The 16,476-nt window shown below is 54.3% G+C and carries 15 protein-coding genes and 1 riboswitch; of the genes, 6 read left to right on the top strand and 9 right to left on the bottom strand.

The genetic code is table 11. From position 1 onward, the window contains the following. Positions 1–87 precede the first annotated feature (87 nt). From parE to nudF, 5 genes are read right to left on the bottom strand one after another with little or no spacing between them, the layout of a single operon-like run. Positions 88–1,983, bottom strand: a complete 1,896-nt coding sequence (gene parE, locus P3C52_RS05770; protein ID WP_275554227.1) for a DNA topoisomerase IV subunit B — start codon at positions 1,981–1,983, stop codon at positions 88–90. Between the two features lie 51 nt (positions 1,984–2,034). Beyond that, positions 2,035–2,616: an esterase YqiA gene (gene yqiA, locus P3C52_RS05765; protein ID WP_275554226.1), complete on the bottom strand. Its 582-nt coding sequence runs from the start codon at positions 2,614–2,616 to the stop codon at positions 2,035–2,037. After that, on the bottom strand, positions 2,617–3,444 hold the full coding sequence (cpdA, locus tag P3C52_RS05760) for a 3',5'-cyclic-AMP phosphodiesterase (RefSeq protein ID WP_275554225.1): 828 nt from the start codon (positions 3,442–3,444) through the stop codon (positions 2,617–2,619). Between the two features lie 43 nt (positions 3,445–3,487). Beyond that, positions 3,488–3,913, bottom strand: coding sequence for a DUF1249 family protein (locus P3C52_RS05755; RefSeq protein WP_275554224.1), 426 nt, complete (start codon positions 3,911–3,913; stop codon positions 3,488–3,490). Further along, on the bottom strand, positions 3,910–4,545 hold the full coding sequence (gene nudF / locus P3C52_RS05750; RefSeq protein WP_275554223.1) for an ADP-ribose diphosphatase: 636 nt from the start codon (positions 4,543–4,545) through the stop codon (positions 3,910–3,912). Before nudF ends, P3C52_RS05755 begins: the two co-directional genes overlap by 4 nt. A 215-nt stretch (positions 4,546–4,760) precedes the next feature. Between nudF and tolC the strand changes: the two genes are divergently transcribed. The 3 genes from tolC (at position 4,761) to P3C52_RS05735 (ending at position 8,253) form a co-directional block, all read left to right on the top strand. After that, a complete protein-coding gene (gene tolC, locus P3C52_RS05745) occupies positions 4,761–6,227 on the top strand; it encodes an outer membrane channel protein TolC (RefSeq protein ID WP_275554222.1) in 1,467 nt (488 codons plus the stop codon). A gap of 197 nt (positions 6,228–6,424) precedes the next feature. Further along, positions 6,425–7,084, top strand: coding sequence for a DUF1190 family protein (locus P3C52_RS05740; protein ID WP_275554221.1), 660 nt, complete (start codon positions 6,425–6,427; stop codon positions 7,082–7,084). 8 nt (positions 7,085–7,092) lie between these two features. Continuing rightward, positions 7,093–8,253 carry a glutathionylspermidine synthase family protein gene (locus P3C52_RS05735; RefSeq protein ID WP_275554220.1) on the top strand — a complete coding sequence of 387 codons (1,161 nt, stop codon included), beginning with the start codon at positions 7,093–7,095 and terminating at the stop codon, positions 8,251–8,253. A 35-nt stretch (positions 8,254–8,288) separates the two neighbouring features. Here the strand turns inward: P3C52_RS05735 and ygiD are convergent, their stop codons facing one another. Next, positions 8,289–9,074, bottom strand: coding sequence for a 4,5-DOPA dioxygenase extradiol (ygiD, locus tag P3C52_RS05730; RefSeq protein WP_275554219.1), 786 nt, complete (start codon positions 9,072–9,074; stop codon positions 8,289–8,291). 192 nt (positions 9,075–9,266) lie between these two features. Here ygiD and zupT point away from each other — a divergent pair, with 192 nt between their 5' ends. Together zupT and P3C52_RS05720 are read left to right on the top strand one after the other, a co-directional pair. After that, complete coding sequence (gene zupT, locus P3C52_RS05725; RefSeq protein WP_275554218.1) at positions 9,267–10,034, top strand: zinc transporter ZupT; 768 nt, start codon at positions 9,267–9,269, stop codon at positions 10,032–10,034. Between the two features lie 143 nt (positions 10,035–10,177). Continuing rightward, positions 10,178–10,561 (top strand): cell wall hydrolase, encoded by a 384-nt coding sequence (locus P3C52_RS05720; protein ID WP_275554217.1) that lies wholly within the window; start codon positions 10,178–10,180, stop codon positions 10,559–10,561. A gap of 51 nt (positions 10,562–10,612) precedes the next feature. Here P3C52_RS05720 and ribB read toward each other — a convergent pair whose 3' ends face one another. Then, the gene (gene ribB / locus P3C52_RS05715; protein WP_275554216.1) at positions 10,613–11,269 is read right to left on the bottom strand and encodes a 3,4-dihydroxy-2-butanone-4-phosphate synthase; all 657 of its coding nucleotides are present in this window, start codon (positions 11,267–11,269) and stop codon (positions 10,613–10,615) included. A gap of 96 nt (positions 11,270–11,365) precedes the next feature. After that, a riboswitch (FMN riboswitch) is annotated at positions 11,366–11,517 on the bottom strand. A 146-nt stretch (positions 11,518–11,663) separates the two neighbouring features. On the opposite strand from ribB, the gene P3C52_RS05710 reads away from it, so the two are divergent. Next, positions 11,664–12,035, top strand: coding sequence for an accessory factor UbiK family protein (locus P3C52_RS05710; protein ID WP_275554215.1), 372 nt, complete (start codon positions 11,664–11,666; stop codon positions 12,033–12,035). A 61-nt stretch (positions 12,036–12,096) separates the two neighbouring features. Here the strand turns inward: P3C52_RS05710 and hldE are convergent, their stop codons facing one another. Both hldE and glnE read right to left on the bottom strand, forming a co-directional pair. Continuing rightward, the gene (hldE, locus tag P3C52_RS05705) at positions 12,097–13,518 is read right to left on the bottom strand and encodes a bifunctional D-glycero-beta-D-manno-heptose-7-phosphate kinase/D-glycero-beta-D-manno-heptose 1-phosphate adenylyltransferase HldE (protein WP_275554214.1); all 1,422 of its coding nucleotides are present in this window, start codon (positions 13,516–13,518) and stop codon (positions 12,097–12,099) included. A gap of 81 nt (positions 13,519–13,599) precedes the next feature. Further along, the gene (glnE, locus tag P3C52_RS05700; protein WP_275554213.1) at positions 13,600–16,458 is read right to left on the bottom strand and encodes a bifunctional [glutamate--ammonia ligase]-adenylyl-L-tyrosine phosphorylase/[glutamate--ammonia-ligase] adenylyltransferase; all 2,859 of its coding nucleotides are present in this window, start codon (positions 16,456–16,458) and stop codon (positions 13,600–13,602) included. Between the last annotated feature and the right edge of the window lie 18 nt (positions 16,459–16,476).

Genomic DNA, 16,476 nt, shown 5'->3' with positions numbered 1-16,476 from the left:
CCTGGCTATCTTGCGATGCCGGGCCGTTTATTTTTCTCTGCGATGTATGCCGCAATGCCTGCGACGGCAAGCTTTGGCTGAGCAGGCTTAAACCTCGATTTCCGCCTTGTCGCCTTTCTCCTGCAGCCAGTTACGGCGATCTTCTGAACGCTTTTTCGCCAGCAGCATATCCATCACCGCCAGCGTCTGATCGACATCTTCATCATCAATGGTGAGCTGCACCAGACGACGCGTGTTCGGATCAAGCGTGGTTTCACGCAGCTGCATCGGGTTCATTTCGCCCAGACCTTTGAAGCGCTGGACGTTCGGCTTGCCCTTTTTACGCTTCAGCTGCTCCAGCACGCCATCTTTTTCTTCCTCATCCAGCGCGTACCAGACCTCTTTACCCAAATCGATGCGGTAGAGCGGCGGCATCGCCACATAAACATGGCCGCCTTTCACCAGCGAACGGAAATGCTTAACAAACAGCGCGCACAGCAGCGTGGCGATATGCAGGCCGTCCGAGTCCGCATCGGCGAGAATACAGATTTTACCGTAACGCAGTTGGCTCAGATCTTCGCTGTCCGGGTCGATGCCGATCGCAACAGAAATATCATGCACTTCCTGCGAAGCCAGCACTTCGTCTGAAGAGACTTCCCAGGTATTCAGGATCTTGCCTTTCAGCGGCATGATCGCCTGATATTCGCGATCGCGCGCCTGTTTGGCCGAGCCGCCTGCGGAATCCCCTTCCACCAGGAACAGCTCGGTTTTATTCAGATCCTGCGCGGTGCAGTCAGCCAGCTTGCCAGGCAATGCCGGGCCGCTGGTGAGCTTTTTACGCACTACCTTTTTCGCCGCGCGCATACGACGCTGCGCGCTGGAGATCGCCAGCTCCGCCAGCTGTTCAGCCGCCTGCACGTTCTGGTTCAGCCACAGGCTGAAGGCATCTTTTACCACGCCAGAAACGAAAGCCGCGCACTGACGCGAAGAGAGGCGCTCTTTAGTCTGTCCGGCAAACTGCGGATCCTGCATTTTGACCGACAGCACGTAAGCGCAGCGATCCCAAATATCTTCCGCCGACAGCTTCACGCCGCGCGGCAAAATATTGCGATATTCACAGAAGTCACGCATCGCATCGAGCAGGCCCTGACGTAAACCGTTAACGTGCGTGCCGCCCTGCATGGTCGGGATCAGGTTAACGTAGCTTTCCGTCAGCAGTTCGCCGCCTTCCGGCAGCCAGAGCAGCGCCCAGTCTACCGCTTCGACATCGCCCGCAAAACTGCCAACAAACGGCGTTTCCGGCAGGGTAATCAGGCCGTTAATCGCTTCGCTCAGGTAATCGGTCAGGCCGTCCTGATAACACCAGCGTTGCTCGGTGTTATTCACTTTGTCTTTGAAAACAATCTCAACGCCCGGGCAGAGTACCGCCTTCGCCTTCAGCAGATGCGACAGGCGCGAAACGGAGAAGCGTGGGCTGTCAAAGAAACTGCCGTCCGGCCAGAAATGCACGCGCGTTCCGGTGTTGCGTTTGGCGACCGTACCGGTAACGGTGAGATCCTGCACTTTATCGCCGTTTTCAAAGGCCATATCGTAGATTTCGCCGTTACGTCGCACGGTCACTTCCACGCGCTTCGACAGGGCATTAACCACTGAAATGCCGACGCCGTGCAGACCGCCGGAAAACTGATAGTTTTTGCTGGAGAACTTGCCACCTGCGTGGAGGCGGCAAAGGATCAGTTCAACTGCCGGTACGCCCTCTTCCGGGTGAATATCTACCGGCATGCCGCGCCCGTCATCGATTACTTCCAGTGACTGATCGGCGTGCAGTATCACTTCCACGCGTTTCGCATGGCCGGCCAACGCTTCATCAACACTGTTATCGATAACCTCCTGTCCCAAATGGTTAGGGCGCGAGGTATCGGTGTACATTCCCGGACGACGACGAACGGGTTCGAGGCCGCTGAGTACCTCAATGTCTTTAGCGTTATAGCTGGATTGAGTCATCGTATCGTTCTGAATTGGTGGCTGAAAAAAGGGTTATACGATCCCGCGGCATCAGGCGCGATTCAGACCGATAAAGTCAAGAATCGAAGGGAAAAAGCGTTCGAATCCGGTAAAGGCGTGATTGCCGCCCTCCTCGACCGTCTGGCGACAGGCCTGGTAGTAATCCAGTGCCTGAAGATAATCGAGTACCTCATCGCCCGTCTGCTGAAGTAACCAGAGCAAATCCGGCGCCTCAAGCGGGTCAATCTGCATGACTTTCAGATCGTAAATGTGGCGAGACTCTAACACATATTGTTGGCCCGTGTATGGATTCTCGTTGGTGCCAAGGTAATTGAGCAGCAGTTCAAAAGGCCGCACCGCCGGATTGATCACTACCGCTGGCAAGGTAAAGCACTGCGACAGCCAGGTCGCGTAATAACCGCCCAGCGATGAGCCGACAATTCCTAACGGTTCACCCGCGCGCGCCAGCACGATCTCTTCCAGCATCTGCGCTGCGTCAGCCGGATAAGCCGGCAGCTGCGGCACCAGCATCGTAATCTCAGGATGATGGATGGCGAGCCAGCGTTGCAGCAGCGTCGCCTTAGCGGATAACGGAGAGCTGTTAAAACCGTGCAAATAGAGCAGCGTCGCCATTTAGTAGCCTTCGGAATCAAGATCGGGCGTAAAAGCGCGCGTCGCAAGACGCTGCACCCGGGTTTGCACCGTCCCGTTTTCATCCAGTTCCAGCCAGCGCCAGCCCGGCGCAACGGCGTCGATAGTAAAGTTGGTGCAGTGCGGTTTGAACTGAACGCAGGTTGATGGCGAGGCCAACAGGCGTCGCCCCTGCCACTCCACATCCATCTCCTGATGAATATGGCCGCAGATGAGCGTTTTCGCCAGCGGGTAATGCTGGAGTATCGCATCAAGCGCGTGCGGATTGCGCAGGCTGTGCTGATCCAGCCAGCTACAGCCTGACGGCAGCGGATGGTGATGCAGCAGAACCAGCGTGTGTCGGTCAACGGTTTGCGCCAGCGTCTTTTCCAGCCAGTCGAGCTGATAATCACTGAGCATGCCGTGCGGCACGCCCGCCACCTGACTGTCGAGTAACACTAACTGCCAATGCTCGCCGATCAATACCTGTTTAGCTTCCGCAATGCCGGAATGCGCCAGCGTTTCATACATTGCGGGTTGAAAATCATGGTTGCCCGGCAGCCAGACGCAGGGCGCCGTCAGACGCGCAATACCCTCAGCAAAATGCTGATAGGCTTCGGGGGAATGATCCTGAGCCAAATCGCCGGTGGCGATAATCAGATCGATCGGCAGCTGTTCGGCCTCGATAGCCTCCAGTACCGCGTTAAAGCTGGCCCAGGTATTAACGCCCAATAGCGTTTCATGTCTGCCTGAAAAAAGGTGGGTGTCCGTGATTTGTAATATCCTGATACTGGCCCCACTCACCACAGGAAGTTTTAGCAGGCTATCCAAAGAGTTTCCTTAATCTCCACGCCATATCAAGGTTATTGCCGTTTTACCAGGCCGGTACAGCCATCGCGCCATGCGACAAACAATAACGCAGCCAGTCCGCAAGAAACTGGTTGATTTGATGCTTTTCATCACGCTGGTGCAACTTTTTATTCGGGTAATCATATCGCGCTTTGAAGCGATAGATCTGCTGCGTTGAACACACTTCAGCAACCATCGCGTCATGATACAGCCTGACAGACATTGAAGGCAGACTCCAGTAGCTGACGGCGGGCGCGGTCTGACGGATCTCAACCAGCGTGGTGTAGCGCGTAGACTCAATAATAGTAATGCTGTAGCTGGCGCCTTTTACCTGATAGGTCACCGAGGCTCCCGCTTCATCATTGCGCGGCAGCAAACGACGCAGCTGGGCGAAGTTGGTTTCGCTCAACCGCATCATTTCGGGAAAATCAGGGACGTAGCGCTTGATCATGTTGGATTCCACTCGTTTCGCAATTTCTCATAGTGCAACATCAGCCATTGCAGAGCGATGACGGAAGCCGCGTTATCAATTTTCCCCTCTTCCACCCAGTGGTAAGCCTGTTCGCGGCTTACCACATGCACAAGAATATCCTCATTCTCTTCCTCCAGACCGTGGCATCCTTGTGCCACGCTGGCATCCACTTCTCCCACCAGCACCGACAGGCGCTCGCTGGTACCGCCCGGACTCGCCAGGTAATTAATTACCGGCTGGACGCGTTTTACCGTCAGGCCCGCTTCTTCCATCGCCTCGCGGCGCACCACATCCTCAACGCTTTCTCCAGGCTCGATAATGCCGGCCACTAATTCCAGTAGCCAGGGCGTTGGGCTGGTGTCATAAGCGGGAATGCGGATCTGTTCGATCAGCACCACTTCATCTCGCTGGGGATCATAGGGTAGCAGGACTGCGGCATGTCCGCGCTCAAAAACTTCGCGCACAACTTCCTTGCTCATTTCACCGTTAAACAGGCGGTGACGGAAACGATAACGGACTAAAGAAAAAAATCCGTTATAGAGCGGCTCACGTGCAATAATTTCTACATCGTTTTTGCTGAAAGTCACAGGGGATTTTGTATTTTTAACCATAAAGCCGGCGTCCTTTATAGTGGGGGCGGTGGTGAGCGGTTTCAAACAGGCCCCGCCCGGAAGGGTGGTTCTTTCTGAATTATTTACGTAAATTAACGGAAGATGGCACTTTCAGCCAACTTATCACTCTGGCACACTCTGCTAGAATCGGCGCTTATTTTTTTAGCTTACGTCAGTGCTACCATAGCAACTTTGCTGCACTACAAGGAATGCAAATGAAGAAACTGCTCCCTTTACTTATTGGCCTGAGCCTGGGCGGCTTCAGCGTAGCTAGTCAGGCGGAGAACCTGCTGCAAATTTATCAACAGGCCCGTTTAACTAACCCCGATTTGCGCAGCTCAGCGGCTGACCGTGACGCGGCATTTGAAAAAATTAATGAAGCCCGCAGTCCGTTACTGCCTCAGCTTGGCCTGGGCGCTGATTATACTTATAACAGCGGTTATCGTGACGCCCGCGATACACATTCAAATACTACCAGCGGCTCTTTGCAGTTAACCCAAACCATTTTCGATATGAGCAAATGGCGCGCGTTAACCCTGCAGGAAAAAACGGCTGGTGTGCAGGATGTCAGCTATCAGGCAGCGCAGCAGAATCTGATCCTGAATACCGCTACCGCCTACTTCAATGTGTTACGTGCGATTGACGCGCTTTCTTATATTGAAGCGCAGAAACAATCCATCTATCGCCAGTTGGATCAGACTACCCAGCGTTTTAACGTCGGTCTGGTCGCTATTACCGACGTACAGAACGCCCGCGCGCAGTATGACAACGTGCTGGCAAATGAAGTCTCAGCGCGTAATGAGCTGGATAATGCGGTTGAAACGCTGCGCCAGGTAACGGGTAATTACTATCCGACGCTGGCTTCGCTGAACATCGATCGTTTCCGTACCGATAAACCGCAGCCGGTCAGCGCGCTGCTGAAAGAAGCGGAAAGCCGTAACCTGAACCTGTTATCGGCTCGTCTGTCGCAGGATCTGGCGCGTGAGCAAATTCGTTATTACGAATCTGGTCATATGCCGACTATCGATTTAAATGCTTCTACCGGCCTATCGAACAATAAATATGGCGGCAGTCGCGCAACGCAGAACGACAACATTACCGGAAATAATCAGGTTGGTGTCAGCTTCAACCTGCCGCTGTACAGCGGCGGCGCGGTATCTTCGCAGGTGAAACAGGCGCAGTACGCCTTCGTTAGCGCCAGCGAGCAATTAGAAAGCGCGCATCGCTCCGCAGTGCAAACCGTGCGTTCTTCCTTTAATAACGTCAACGCCTCGGTCAGCAGCATTGAAGCCTATAAACAGGCGGTGGTTTCTGCGCAAAGCTCACTGGATGCAATGGAAGCGGGTTATCAGGTCGGTACGCGCACTATCGTTGACGTGCTGGATGCAACCACCACGCTGTACAACGCGAAACAGCAGCTTTCCGATGCACGCTATGATTACCTGATTAATCAGCTGAACATTAAATCTGCGCTTGGCACCCTGAACGAACAGGATCTGGCCGCGCTGAACGCCAGCCTGGGTAAAGAAATTCCGACCGCGCCAGAATCGGTAGCGCCGGAAAATCCACAGCAGGATGCCGCAGCCGATCATGGCACTAACCTGCAGGCAGCCAGCAATAACGCGACAGCGGCTCGTCCCGCAGCAACGCGTCAGCAGAGCGGTAATCCGTTCAGCCACTAAGCATGACTTCCGGCCATGAAAAAGATTAACTTCATGGCCGGAAATCTTCTTTTCCTGCCGTTTCCTTTCTATTCTGATCCCCGCTCGCATTTGAACGTATAACTACGTAAAGATACAGGCACAGCGCTGCCTGTTGCTTCATTTTTGAACCAGTTTCACCTATCCTTTGCGCTACCTTTGGGCAGAGGACTATCCCCATGAAACGGACAAAAAATATTAATCGTGACGCCTTCCGTAAGAGTTGGCGCGCCCGTCATCTGACGCCGGTCGCACTGGCCGTTACCGCCGTGTTTATGCTGGCGGGCTGTGAGCAGGCGGACGAAACGGTTTCTCTCTATCAAAACGCCGACGACTGTACTAAAGCCAATCCGGGCCAGAGCGAGCAATGTACTACCGCTTATAACAACGCGCTGAAAGAAGCGGAAAAAACCGCGCCGAAATATGCCACGCGCGAAGATTGCGTAGCGGAGTTTGGCGAAGCGCAGTGCCAACAGGCCCCAGCTCAGGCTGGCACTAATGCCGAAGCGCATCAAAGCGGCAGCTTCTGGATGCCGTTAATGGCGGGCTATATGATGGGCCGTATGATGGGCGGCGGCGCAGGTTTTGCGTCACAGCCTTTATTCAGTTCAAAAAATCCGGCCAGCCCGATGAACGGTAAGTTTGTTGATGCTACCGGCCGTAACTATGGCGCCGCCACGCCAGGCCGTACCATGACGGTACCGAAAACAGCGCTGGCGCCGAAACCGGCGACAACCCGTACCGTAACTCGCGGCGGTTTTGGCGAGACGGTGGCTAAACAGACTTCGATGCAGCGCAGCAGCGCGACCGGCACCAGCCATCGCTCGCTGGGAGGCTAACCGGCCTGATGAAACGCATTGCTATTGCTGAACGTCCCGACTGGCGCGCCCGTGCGACCGAATACGGTTTTGGTTTTCATACCATGTATGACGAACCTTACTGGTGTGAAGATGCTTACTATCAGTTCACGCTGGCGCAGGTTGATTATCTCGAAGAGACTACCGCCGAGCTGCATCAGATGTGTTTACAGGTGGTGGAGAAGGTGGTTAACAGCGAGGAGCTGCTGACTAAATTCCGCATTCCTAAACATACCTGGGATTTTGTCCGCAGTTCGTGGAAAATCTCGCAGCCGTCGCTCTATTCTCGCCTGGATTTAGCCTGGAACGGCAGCGGTGACGCTAAGTTGTTGGAAAATAACGCCGATACGCCGACATCGCTTTACGAAGCAGCCTTTTTTCAATGGCTGTGGCTGGAAGATCAGCTTCAGGCTGGCAAGCTGCCGGCAGGCAGCGATCAGTTCAACAGCCTTCAGGAAAAGCTGATCGATCGCTTTGCCGTTCTGCATCAGCAGCACGGTTTTAACCTGCTGCACTTTACCTGTTATCGCGATAGCGAAGAGGATCGCGGTACGGTGCAATATTTGCAGGACTGCGCAAGCGAAGCCGGACTGCCGAGCGATTTCCTGTTTATTGATGAGATTGGTTTGGGCGAGAAAGGCCAGTTTACTGATGTTAACGACCAGGTTATCAGTAATCTGTTTAAGCTCTATCCATGGGAATTTATGCTGCGGGAGATCTTCTCAACCAAGCTGAACGATGCTGGCGTACGCTGGCTGGAGCCGGCCTGGAAAAGCATTCTGTCTAATAAAGCGCTGCTGCCCTTGCTGTGGCAGATGTTCCCTGACCATCCGAATTTGTTACCTGCTTACTTTGCTGAAGATGATGTGCCCGCCATGGACAAATATGTGGTGAAGCCCCTTTTCTCACGCGAAGGCGCCAATATTCGCATTGTGGAGCAAGGGCAAGAGATCGCACGCGTTGACGGCCCCTACGGGGAAGAAGGCATGATTGTGCAGCAGTTCCATCCGCTGGCCCAGTTTGGCGACAGCTATACGTTGATCGGCAGCTGGCTGGTGGACGATCAGCCCGCCGGTATTGGTCTGCGTGAAGATCGTGCGTTAATTACGCAGGATCTGTCGCGCTTCTATCCGCACGCCTTTATTGAATAACCTTTACGGGCAACGACAGTTGCCCGCTTTTCACTCTATCCCACCTGCACTGACAGCATACTCAGCGCCGACATCACTATCCCATCCACCGGCACCGTTACGGCTTCATCTGGCTGACGCGAACCGATGATATACAGCAGCGGCAGATAATGCTCCGGCGTCGGATTAGACAGCGCCGCGCCTTCATGTTGCATAAAATTCACCAGCGGATGCTCAGCTGCTTCCCCCTGCCAGCTGAGATTATCGCGCACGTACTGATTAAACGCGGCGGCCCAGGGAAAAGCCTCGCCGTCATCCTGCCAGCGCGCCATGCGCAGGTTATGCACCACATTACCGCTGGCAATCAGCATAACGCCCTGCTCGCGCAGCGCCGCCAGCTTCTGCCCCAACTGAAAATGCCAAAGCGCTGACTGCGTACCGTCAATACTGAGCTGCACCACCGGAATATCCGCTTCAGGATACATTTTGATTAAAACGCCCCAGGAACCGTGATCCAACCCCCAGCTGTTATCCAGCTGTACATTGAGTGGCGCCAGTAACTCTGCAATTTCCTGCGCCAGCGCTGGCGCGCCGGGTGCGGGATAGCGCGTGTCAAATAACGCCTGAGGAAAACCGCCAAAATCATGAATAGTGCGCGGATTCGCCATGGCAGTGACTGCCGTACCGCGCGTATACCAGTGCGCAGAGATAGCCAGAATCGCCCGCGGCCTTGGCAATGCTTTACCCAACGTGCGCCAGGCCTGCGTATAGCTGTTCTCTTCCAACACATTCATGGGGCTGCCGTGCCCCAAAAAAAGTGCGGGCATACGTGGAGATTTCATTGTTCTCAACCTTATTAAATACGATTGAGAAATACCTTACGCATTTTGTCTGAAGGATGCAGGCGGATAAGGCTGACAAACATACTCAGATTTTTTGAACGTCATTCAGACAAAACTTTACCTAATACCCCCTCGCTTTTTGTCAGAATTTAAATAGTCTTGATAAGAATCATTATCATTATGGAGTCTGTAATGTCAGTTCCTTTATTGCTGACTATTTTGGCTGGCGCGGCAACTTTTGTTGGCGCGTTTTTAGGCGTAATAGGTCAGAAACCTTCCAACCGTATGCTGGCTTTTGCGCTGGGCTTCGCCGCAGGCATTATGCTGTTAATTTCTTTGATGGAGATGCTGCCAGCCGCGCTGGATGCGCCAGGGATGTCGCCGCTGCTGGGCTATGGCATGTTTTTACTGGGGCTGCTGGGCTATTTCGCTCTCGATCGCCTGCTGCCTCATCAGCATCCTCAGGATTTAATGGCTGAGAGCCAGAAACCACGTAACCTGCGACGTACGGCAATTTTACTGACGCTGGGGATTAGCCTGCATAATTTCCCGGAAGGTATCGCGACCTTTGTTACGGCCAGTAGCGATCTGGAGTTGGGGCTGGGCATCGCGTTAGCAGTAGCCATTCATAACATCCCTGAAGGGTTGGCCGTCGCCGGCCCGATGTACGCAGCAACCGGTTCAAAATCGCGGGCGGTTTTTTGGGCCTGTATTTCCGGTATGGCGGAGATTCTTGGCGGCGTACTGGCTTTTTGGGTACTCGGTCCGGCAATGTCACCGGTGGTCATTGCGGCTATTATGGCAGCCGTCGCCGGCATTATGGTGGCGCTATCGGTTGATGAACTGATGCCGCTGGCACGCGATATCGATCCGCATAGCAACCCCAGCTATGGCGTGTTGTGTGGCATGACGGTGATGGGTTTTAGCCTGACGCTGCTGCAAACCAGCGGCATAGGGTAATGTCATTTATCTGAAAATAATCACGGACACAATGATAAATCAATAAGATAGTTTAGCGGCGGGATTTTCAAGACCTGTCTGGTATGCTTGCTCCCCGCCGCTTCGTAAACTCCCCGTCACCTTTGTTTGATGACGGAATTCCAATGCTGATACAGGGCGCCATTCTTTGTTTGGCTCTTAATATATATCATGAAGCGCGTGGAGAACCGCTAAAAGGACAGATAGCGGTAGCGTCGGTAACGATGAATCGCGCCAATTGGGATGTGACGCAAATTTGTCCGGTTGTTTATGCACCAAAACAGTTTTCATGGACGCATTTAAAGAAAAGTGCCTACAGCTATCCATTGAAAAGCGACAAAAGCTGGCAGCGGGCACAACAGATAGCTCATCAAATTATTAATGGCGAGCTTTCTGATGTGACTAATGGCGCAACCTATTACCATAATCAAACGGTTAATCCGTCCTGGCGCAGCGAATTCGCGCAAACCGCCGCCATTGGAAACCATATATTTTATGCGAAGCGATAAAAAAGCCGGGAATCTCCCGGCTTTTTTATTCTTTTATCTGTCGCGGCGCGCTTAACTCGCCTGGCGCGTTTCGTGGCTACGACGATAAGCGATCAGGTCTTCAATGGTAACCAGCGGCATATTATGCTGTTTAGCAAAAACTATCGCCTCTGGCGCGTGCGCCATGGTGCCATCATCATTCGTCAGCTCGCACAGCACGCCAGCCGGTTTAAAACCTGCCAGTGAAACTAAATCGATCGTCGCTTCGGTATGGCCGCCGCGCGCCAGGACGCCGCCGTCACGTGCGCGCAGAGGAAACACATGGCCTGGGCGATTAAGATCGCTGGGCTTAGCGTTATCTGCAATAGCGGTACGAATGGTTGTGAGGCGATCCTGCGCTGAAACGCCAGTCGTTACGCCCTGTGCGGCTTCAATCGTAACGGTAAAACCGGTGCCGAAAGAGCTGGTATTGTTCTCCACCATCATCGGCAGATCAAGTTCCTGACGACGCTGTTCGGTAATGCAAAGGCAAACAATACCGCTGCCGTGACGAATCGTTAATGCCATTTGTTCAACGGTCATGGTTTCCGCCGCGAAAATCATATCAGCTTCATTTTCACGGTTTTCATCGTCGAGGACCATTACGCCGCGACCTTCACGCAGAGCTGCGATGGCGCGTTCTACACGCTGTTCAGGCGTGCCAAATTCAGAAAGTAGCGTCTGATTCATGGTAAATTAACCTTATCAATATTGTGGTTACCAGAATCAGGGCGTGCTTGAGGAGTGCATAAAAATAACGCGAAGCGAGCCGAAGCTCGACAGAACCGTTACTCTCTCCCATCCGGACTTTAACCGTCGGCCCCGGAATTACACCGGATCTGCTGACCTTCCAATCGCAAAATCGGAAGCGCTCGCGGGCTTTCAGCTGCTGCTGATTTACCGCCGGTGGGGAATTTCGCCCCGCCCTGAGAATAAGCGGATTTACTATAGCGCCAAATATCTGCTCCGGCAACGCACAATAGCAGCATAAGCTTATCTATATAACGCAACTGCCATTTTAGGTTTATCCTTTTTCATACAGGCATTACACTTAAGTTAACTTTGTTGCGACCAGGAAACGGCCATGATTGACCCGAAAAAAATTGAACAACTCGCTCGCCAGGTACATGACGCCATGCCAAAAGGCATTCGCGAATTTGGTGATGACGTTGAGAAGAAAATTCGTCAGGTTCTGCAAGCACAGCTGACGCGCATGGATCTGGTTAACCGCGAAGAATTTGATGTACAAACGCAGGTGCTGCTACGTACACGTGAAAAGTTGGCCGTACTGGAGCAGCGACTTGCAGCTCTGGAAGGCCAGAATGATGGCACAACTTCAACGTCTGCCGCACCGATAACGTCCGCTTCGCAAACTGCGGCATCTGCACCGCCAACCTCACCTGCAGCAACGCCAGCAACGCAGGATATTGTTAAGACTGAGGATCCAAACAGTTAACAACAACGGCAGGCCTGTCTCTTATAGCCTGCCGCTGTTATTTTACGCGTGCTGTCGTAGCTTATGAGCGAATACGTTTGATGATGTTGGTCGTGGAAATACCGTCTTCAAAGTTCAGCACGCGCACTTCACCGCCGTTATCCCAAACTTCTTTGCTTCCTGCGATCTCTTCAGGCTTATAATCGCCCCCTTTCACCAGCAGGTCAGGCAGGATTCCGGCAATCAGTCGCTGCGGCGTATCTTCTTCAAAAGAAACAACCCAGTCGACGGATTCCAGCGCCCCCAGCACAATCATACGGTTTTCCAGCGGATTAACCGGCCGGCTATCGCCTTTCAGGCGCTTCGTTGACGCATCGCTGTTAACGGCGACAATCAGACGATCGCCCAGCTTACGCGCGTTAGAGAGATAGGAAACGTGTCCAGCATGCAAAATGTCAAACACGCCGTTGGTCATGACCACTTTTTCACCACGCTGACGCGCCAGCGCTACCGCTTCTTTCAGCTGTGCTTCGTTCATAATGCCAAAGCCGCTTTCCGGGCGCGCATGAATCGCGTTTTCCAGTTCCACAGGCGACACGGTAGAGGTACCCAGCTTGCCAACCACCACGCCAGCCGCAGCATTGGCCAGAAAACAGGCCGCTTCCAGATCGTCGCCAGCCGCCAGCGAAGCGGCCAGCACACCGATCACCGTATCGCCAGCGCCGGTCACGTCATAAACTTCCTGCGCCAGCGTCGGTAAATGCAGCGGCGCCTTGCCCGGCTGCAACAGCGTCATGCCATTTTCTGAGCGGGTAACCAGCAGCGCTGACAGTTCATAATCAGCCACCAGCTGCATGCCGCGCTCAACAATCTGCGCTTCGTCCTTACATTTGCCCACTACTGCTTCAAACTCGGACAGATTCGGCGTCAGCAGTGTGGCACCACGGTAGCGCTCAAAATCGGTGCCTTTCGGATCGACCAGAACCGGCACATTTGCGCTACGCGCCAGCTGGATCATCTGTTGCACACTGGCCAACGCGCCTTTAGCGTAATCAGACAGCACCAGCGCTCCGGTATGCGGCAGCGCGGCAGCGATGCGCTGATGAAGGGGTTCAGGGTTGACGCCTTCGAAACCTTCTTCAAAATCGAGACGGATCAGCTGCTGATTACGGGAAAGAATACGCAGCTTGGTAATAGTGGGATGCGTAGACAGCGCAACGAAATCGCACTGGACATTCACATTTTGCAGGCTGGTGCCCAGCGCTTGGGCGGCATCATCCATGCCCGTCAGTCCGATCAGCCGTGAAGAAGCCCCCAGCGCGGCAATATTCATTGCTACGTTAGCTGCTCCGCCAGGACGCTCTTCGACGTTGTCCACTTTAACCACCGGCACCGGCGCTTCCGGTGAAATACGGCTGGTAGGGCCATACCAGTAGCGATCCAGCATCACATCACCGACAACCAGCACTTCTGCACGGCTAAATTCGGGCAGTGTCACTTTCATTACAGAGACTCCAGACTGCATTAAAAATATTGCGCGCGATAATAGCACAGTCAAAACGCTGTGCCGCGCATAATGGTTTCTCTAGCTTTCAGGCGGTGAGATTTGCAGCCAGCGTTGCCAGCTCTCCTGCACCACCTGCCGCTCGCCCATAAAGGATTCCGGCGCGACGTGTCCGGCCTGCTCCTGCAGCGCCAGATGATGTAACTCATCGCGTAACGTGACGTAAGCCTGCGTCAGCGCGTCAGCCTCCTGCTGCGTCATTTTGTTATAGCGAGCCAGCAGCTCAAGGATACGCACGTTATCAGACCATCCCGTCAACTTCGGCTCCAGGGATGCATAACGCAGCACCAGATACTGCGTAATAAATTCAATATCGGTAATGCCGCCTTCGTCGGCTTTAATATCCCAGCGCTCTTTATATTTATGGCTCAGATGGGCATACATTTTTTCGCGCATTTCGCGCACCTCTTTTTGCAAGGAGGCAGCATTGCGCGGCAGGCAAAGGATCTGGCGGCGAATGGCTTCGAAACGCTGGCTTAACGCAGGCTCGCCATAAACAATGCGCGCTCTGACCAGCGCCTGATGTTCCCACGTCCATGCCTCGTTGCGCTGATACTCCTCAAACGCGTCCAGCGTACTCACCAGCATTCCGGCAGATCCTGAAGGCCGTAAGCGCGCATCCACTTCATACAAAATCCCCGAAGAGGTGCGCGTGCTGAATAAGTGCATAACCCGCTGCGCCAGGCGTAAATAGAACTGTCGGCCATCAATCGCGCGTTCGCCGTCGGTTACTGATTCAGCCGGACAGTCGTGGAGAAAAACCAGATCGAGATCGGAACTGTAGCCCAACTCCCAACCGCCGAGCTTGCCATAGCCCACTACAGCAAATCCGCGCTCGCCCTGTTGCAGATGCGAAGGCCGACCATAGCGCTGAACCATCATATTCCACGCTTGTTGAACTACCGCCTGGATAATGGCTTCCGCCAGCCACGTCAGGTGATCGCTGACTTTCATTACCGGCAGCGTGCCGGCTATATCTGCAGCGGCAATACGCAGATGCTGCACCTGCTTAAACTGACGCAGCGCCTCCAGCTGTTGCTCTTCATCATCCTCAGGAATACGCAGCAGATACTGGCGTAGCTCATCACGATAGGCATCGGTCGCGGTAGGTTGATAAAGCGTGGCGGGATCGAGCAGTTCATCCAGCAGAAGCGGATAGCGCGCCAGCTGGCTGGCAATCATCGGCGAGGCGGCGCAGAGACGAATCAGCTGTTTCAGCGCGCCGGACGACTCGGTCAATAACTCAAGGTAGGTGGTGCGCGTGACCACGCCCAGCAAGAGCGGGATCAGTCGTTGCAGTGTGGTATCCGCATCGGCCCGCACGCACACTTCATTCAGCAGACGAGGCATCAGTTGGTCAAGTGCCAACCTGCCGCGCGGACCAATAGTGCGTTTATCCACATCCTGACGAAACGCATTAAGCGTACGCGAAAGGGTTTGTCTGGCTGACATATCAAGATGCGCCAGTAATGCCTCCAGATCGCTTTGTTCCAGCTTATCCAGCCATAGCTCGGCCATCTCCTGGCTTTCATTCTCTTCAGCGCTGTCTGGCGCATCTTCACCAATCAGCTCGTTAAAAATCAGCCGTACCTGCGCCATCTGGTTTTCCAGCGCCTTGTGCAGCGCCGTCCAGTCGGCAAAGCCCATCGCCCAGGCAAGCCGCGCCTGATTCAACGCATCCGCTGGCAGCGTTTGCGTTTGCTCATCAGCAATGCTCTGCAATAGGTTCTCCAGCCGTCGCAGGAACAGATAGGCCTCCCGCAACGCACTAACCTGTGGCCCGGTCAGTAAATTCAATTCTTCAATAGCGGAGAGCGTTGGCAGTAATGCGCGCTGCTGTAGCGAGCGCTCACGTCCGCCACGGATCAGCTGAAAAACCTGAACGATAAACTCGCTTTCGCGAATGCCGCCAGCGCCCAGCTTAATATTATCTTTCAGGCCGCGCCGACGGACTTCACGCGCGATCATTCCTTTCATATTGCGCAGCGACTGTATAACGCTGAAATCGATGTAGCGACGATAGATAAAAGGACGCAGCATCTGCTGTAGCTCCTGGCTCCAGCGATCTTCGCTATCGCCCATCAGCCGCGCTTTTACCATCGCATAACGTTCCCAGTCGCGCCCCTGCTCCTGATAGTAATCTTCCAGCGCGGCAAAGCTCAGCACCAGCGGCCCGCTGTCGCCGAAAGGCCGCAGCCGCATATCCACGCGATAGACAAAACCATCGGCTGTAGGCTGGTCGAGAACTTTAATCAGACGCTGTCCAAGCCGGGTAAAAAACTGCGCGTTATCCAGCTCGCGGCGTCCGCCGCGCGTTGAGCCGTTTTCCGGCCAGACAAAAATCAGATCAATATCCGAGGAGAAATTCAGCTCTCCGCCACCCAGCTTGCCCATACCCAGAATCAACAGCGGCTGAGGATCGCCCGCTGCATTGCAGGGCGTGCCGAAATCGCGACAGCAGGCCTGCCACAGCCAGTCGCGCGCGGCGACAATCAGGGTTTCGGCCAGCACGCTGAGCTGCCGGAGCGACGCTTCCGTACTGCTTGCGCCGGTCGTCTGCATCCAGGCGATACGCACCATCATTTGCCGACGGAACAGACGCAGCTGGCGCATTAGCGCTGTTTCATCGCTAACAGACTGAAGCTGCTCGCTCAGCCAGCTGGCATAGTGCTGCCATTCCTCCGGCTGCGGCGGCTGGTCGGTAAGCTGCTGCCACCACTCCGGGTGCTGTAGCAGGCTTTCGGTAACGAAATCGCTAAAGGCCAGTACCGCCTGCTGTTGCAGGCTCAGCGATGCAAATGAACGCTCCAGCCGCTCCGCCGCTTTCTCTGCCTGCTGCTGCAATAGCGCTGGCAGCGGTCCGGTAAATGTTGGCAGCATAACTTCTCCCTGAGTGCG

The organism is Mixta sp. Marseille-Q2659, assembly GCF_940807255.1.
In the GTDB taxonomy this organism is placed as follows: Bacteria; Pseudomonadota; Gammaproteobacteria; order Enterobacterales; family Enterobacteriaceae; genus Mixta.
This window is presented reverse-complemented; position numbering and strand designations above follow the sequence as displayed.

What these genes read in the sequence shown, in the direction of transcription:
- ygiD (WP_275554219.1), bottom strand. Translation starts at nt 9,074, where the DNA reads ATGAAATCTCCACGTATGCCCGCACTTTTTTTGGGGCACGGCAGCCCC.
- hldE (WP_275554214.1), bottom strand. Translation starts at nt 13,518, where the DNA reads ATGAAAGTGACACTGCCCGAATTTAGCCGTGCAGAAGTGCTGGTTGTC.
- P3C52_RS05755 (WP_275554224.1), bottom strand. Translation starts at nt 3,913, where the DNA reads ATGATCAAGCGCTACGTCCCTGATTTTCCCGAAATGATGCGGTTGAGC.
- P3C52_RS05735 (WP_275554220.1), top strand. Translation starts at nt 7,093, where the DNA reads ATGAAACGCATTGCTATTGCTGAACGTCCCGACTGGCGCGCCCGTGCG.
- zupT (WP_275554218.1), top strand. Translation starts at nt 9,267, where the DNA reads ATGTCAGTTCCTTTATTGCTGACTATTTTGGCTGGCGCGGCAACTTTT.
- P3C52_RS05720 (WP_275554217.1), top strand. Translation starts at nt 10,178, where the DNA reads ATGCTGATACAGGGCGCCATTCTTTGTTTGGCTCTTAATATATATCAT.
- tolC (WP_275554222.1), top strand. Translation starts at nt 4,761, where the DNA reads ATGAAGAAACTGCTCCCTTTACTTATTGGCCTGAGCCTGGGCGGCTTC.
- ribB (WP_275554216.1), bottom strand. Translation starts at nt 11,269, where the DNA reads ATGAATCAGACGCTACTTTCTGAATTTGGCACGCCTGAACAGCGTGTA.
- glnE (WP_275554213.1), bottom strand. Translation starts at nt 16,458, where the DNA reads ATGCTGCCAACATTTACCGGACCGCTGCCAGCGCTATTGCAGCAGCAG.
- parE (WP_275554227.1), bottom strand. Translation starts at nt 1,983, where the DNA reads ATGACTCAATCCAGCTATAACGCTAAAGACATTGAGGTACTCAGCGGC.
- yqiA (WP_275554226.1), bottom strand. Translation starts at nt 2,616, where the DNA reads ATGGCGACGCTGCTCTATTTGCACGGTTTTAACAGCTCTCCGTTATCC.
- P3C52_RS05710 (WP_275554215.1), top strand. Translation starts at nt 11,664, where the DNA reads ATGATTGACCCGAAAAAAATTGAACAACTCGCTCGCCAGGTACATGAC.
- P3C52_RS05740 (WP_275554221.1), top strand. Translation starts at nt 6,425, where the DNA reads ATGAAACGGACAAAAAATATTAATCGTGACGCCTTCCGTAAGAGTTGG.
- nudF (WP_275554223.1), bottom strand. Translation starts at nt 4,545, where the DNA reads ATGGTTAAAAATACAAAATCCCCTGTGACTTTCAGCAAAAACGATGTA.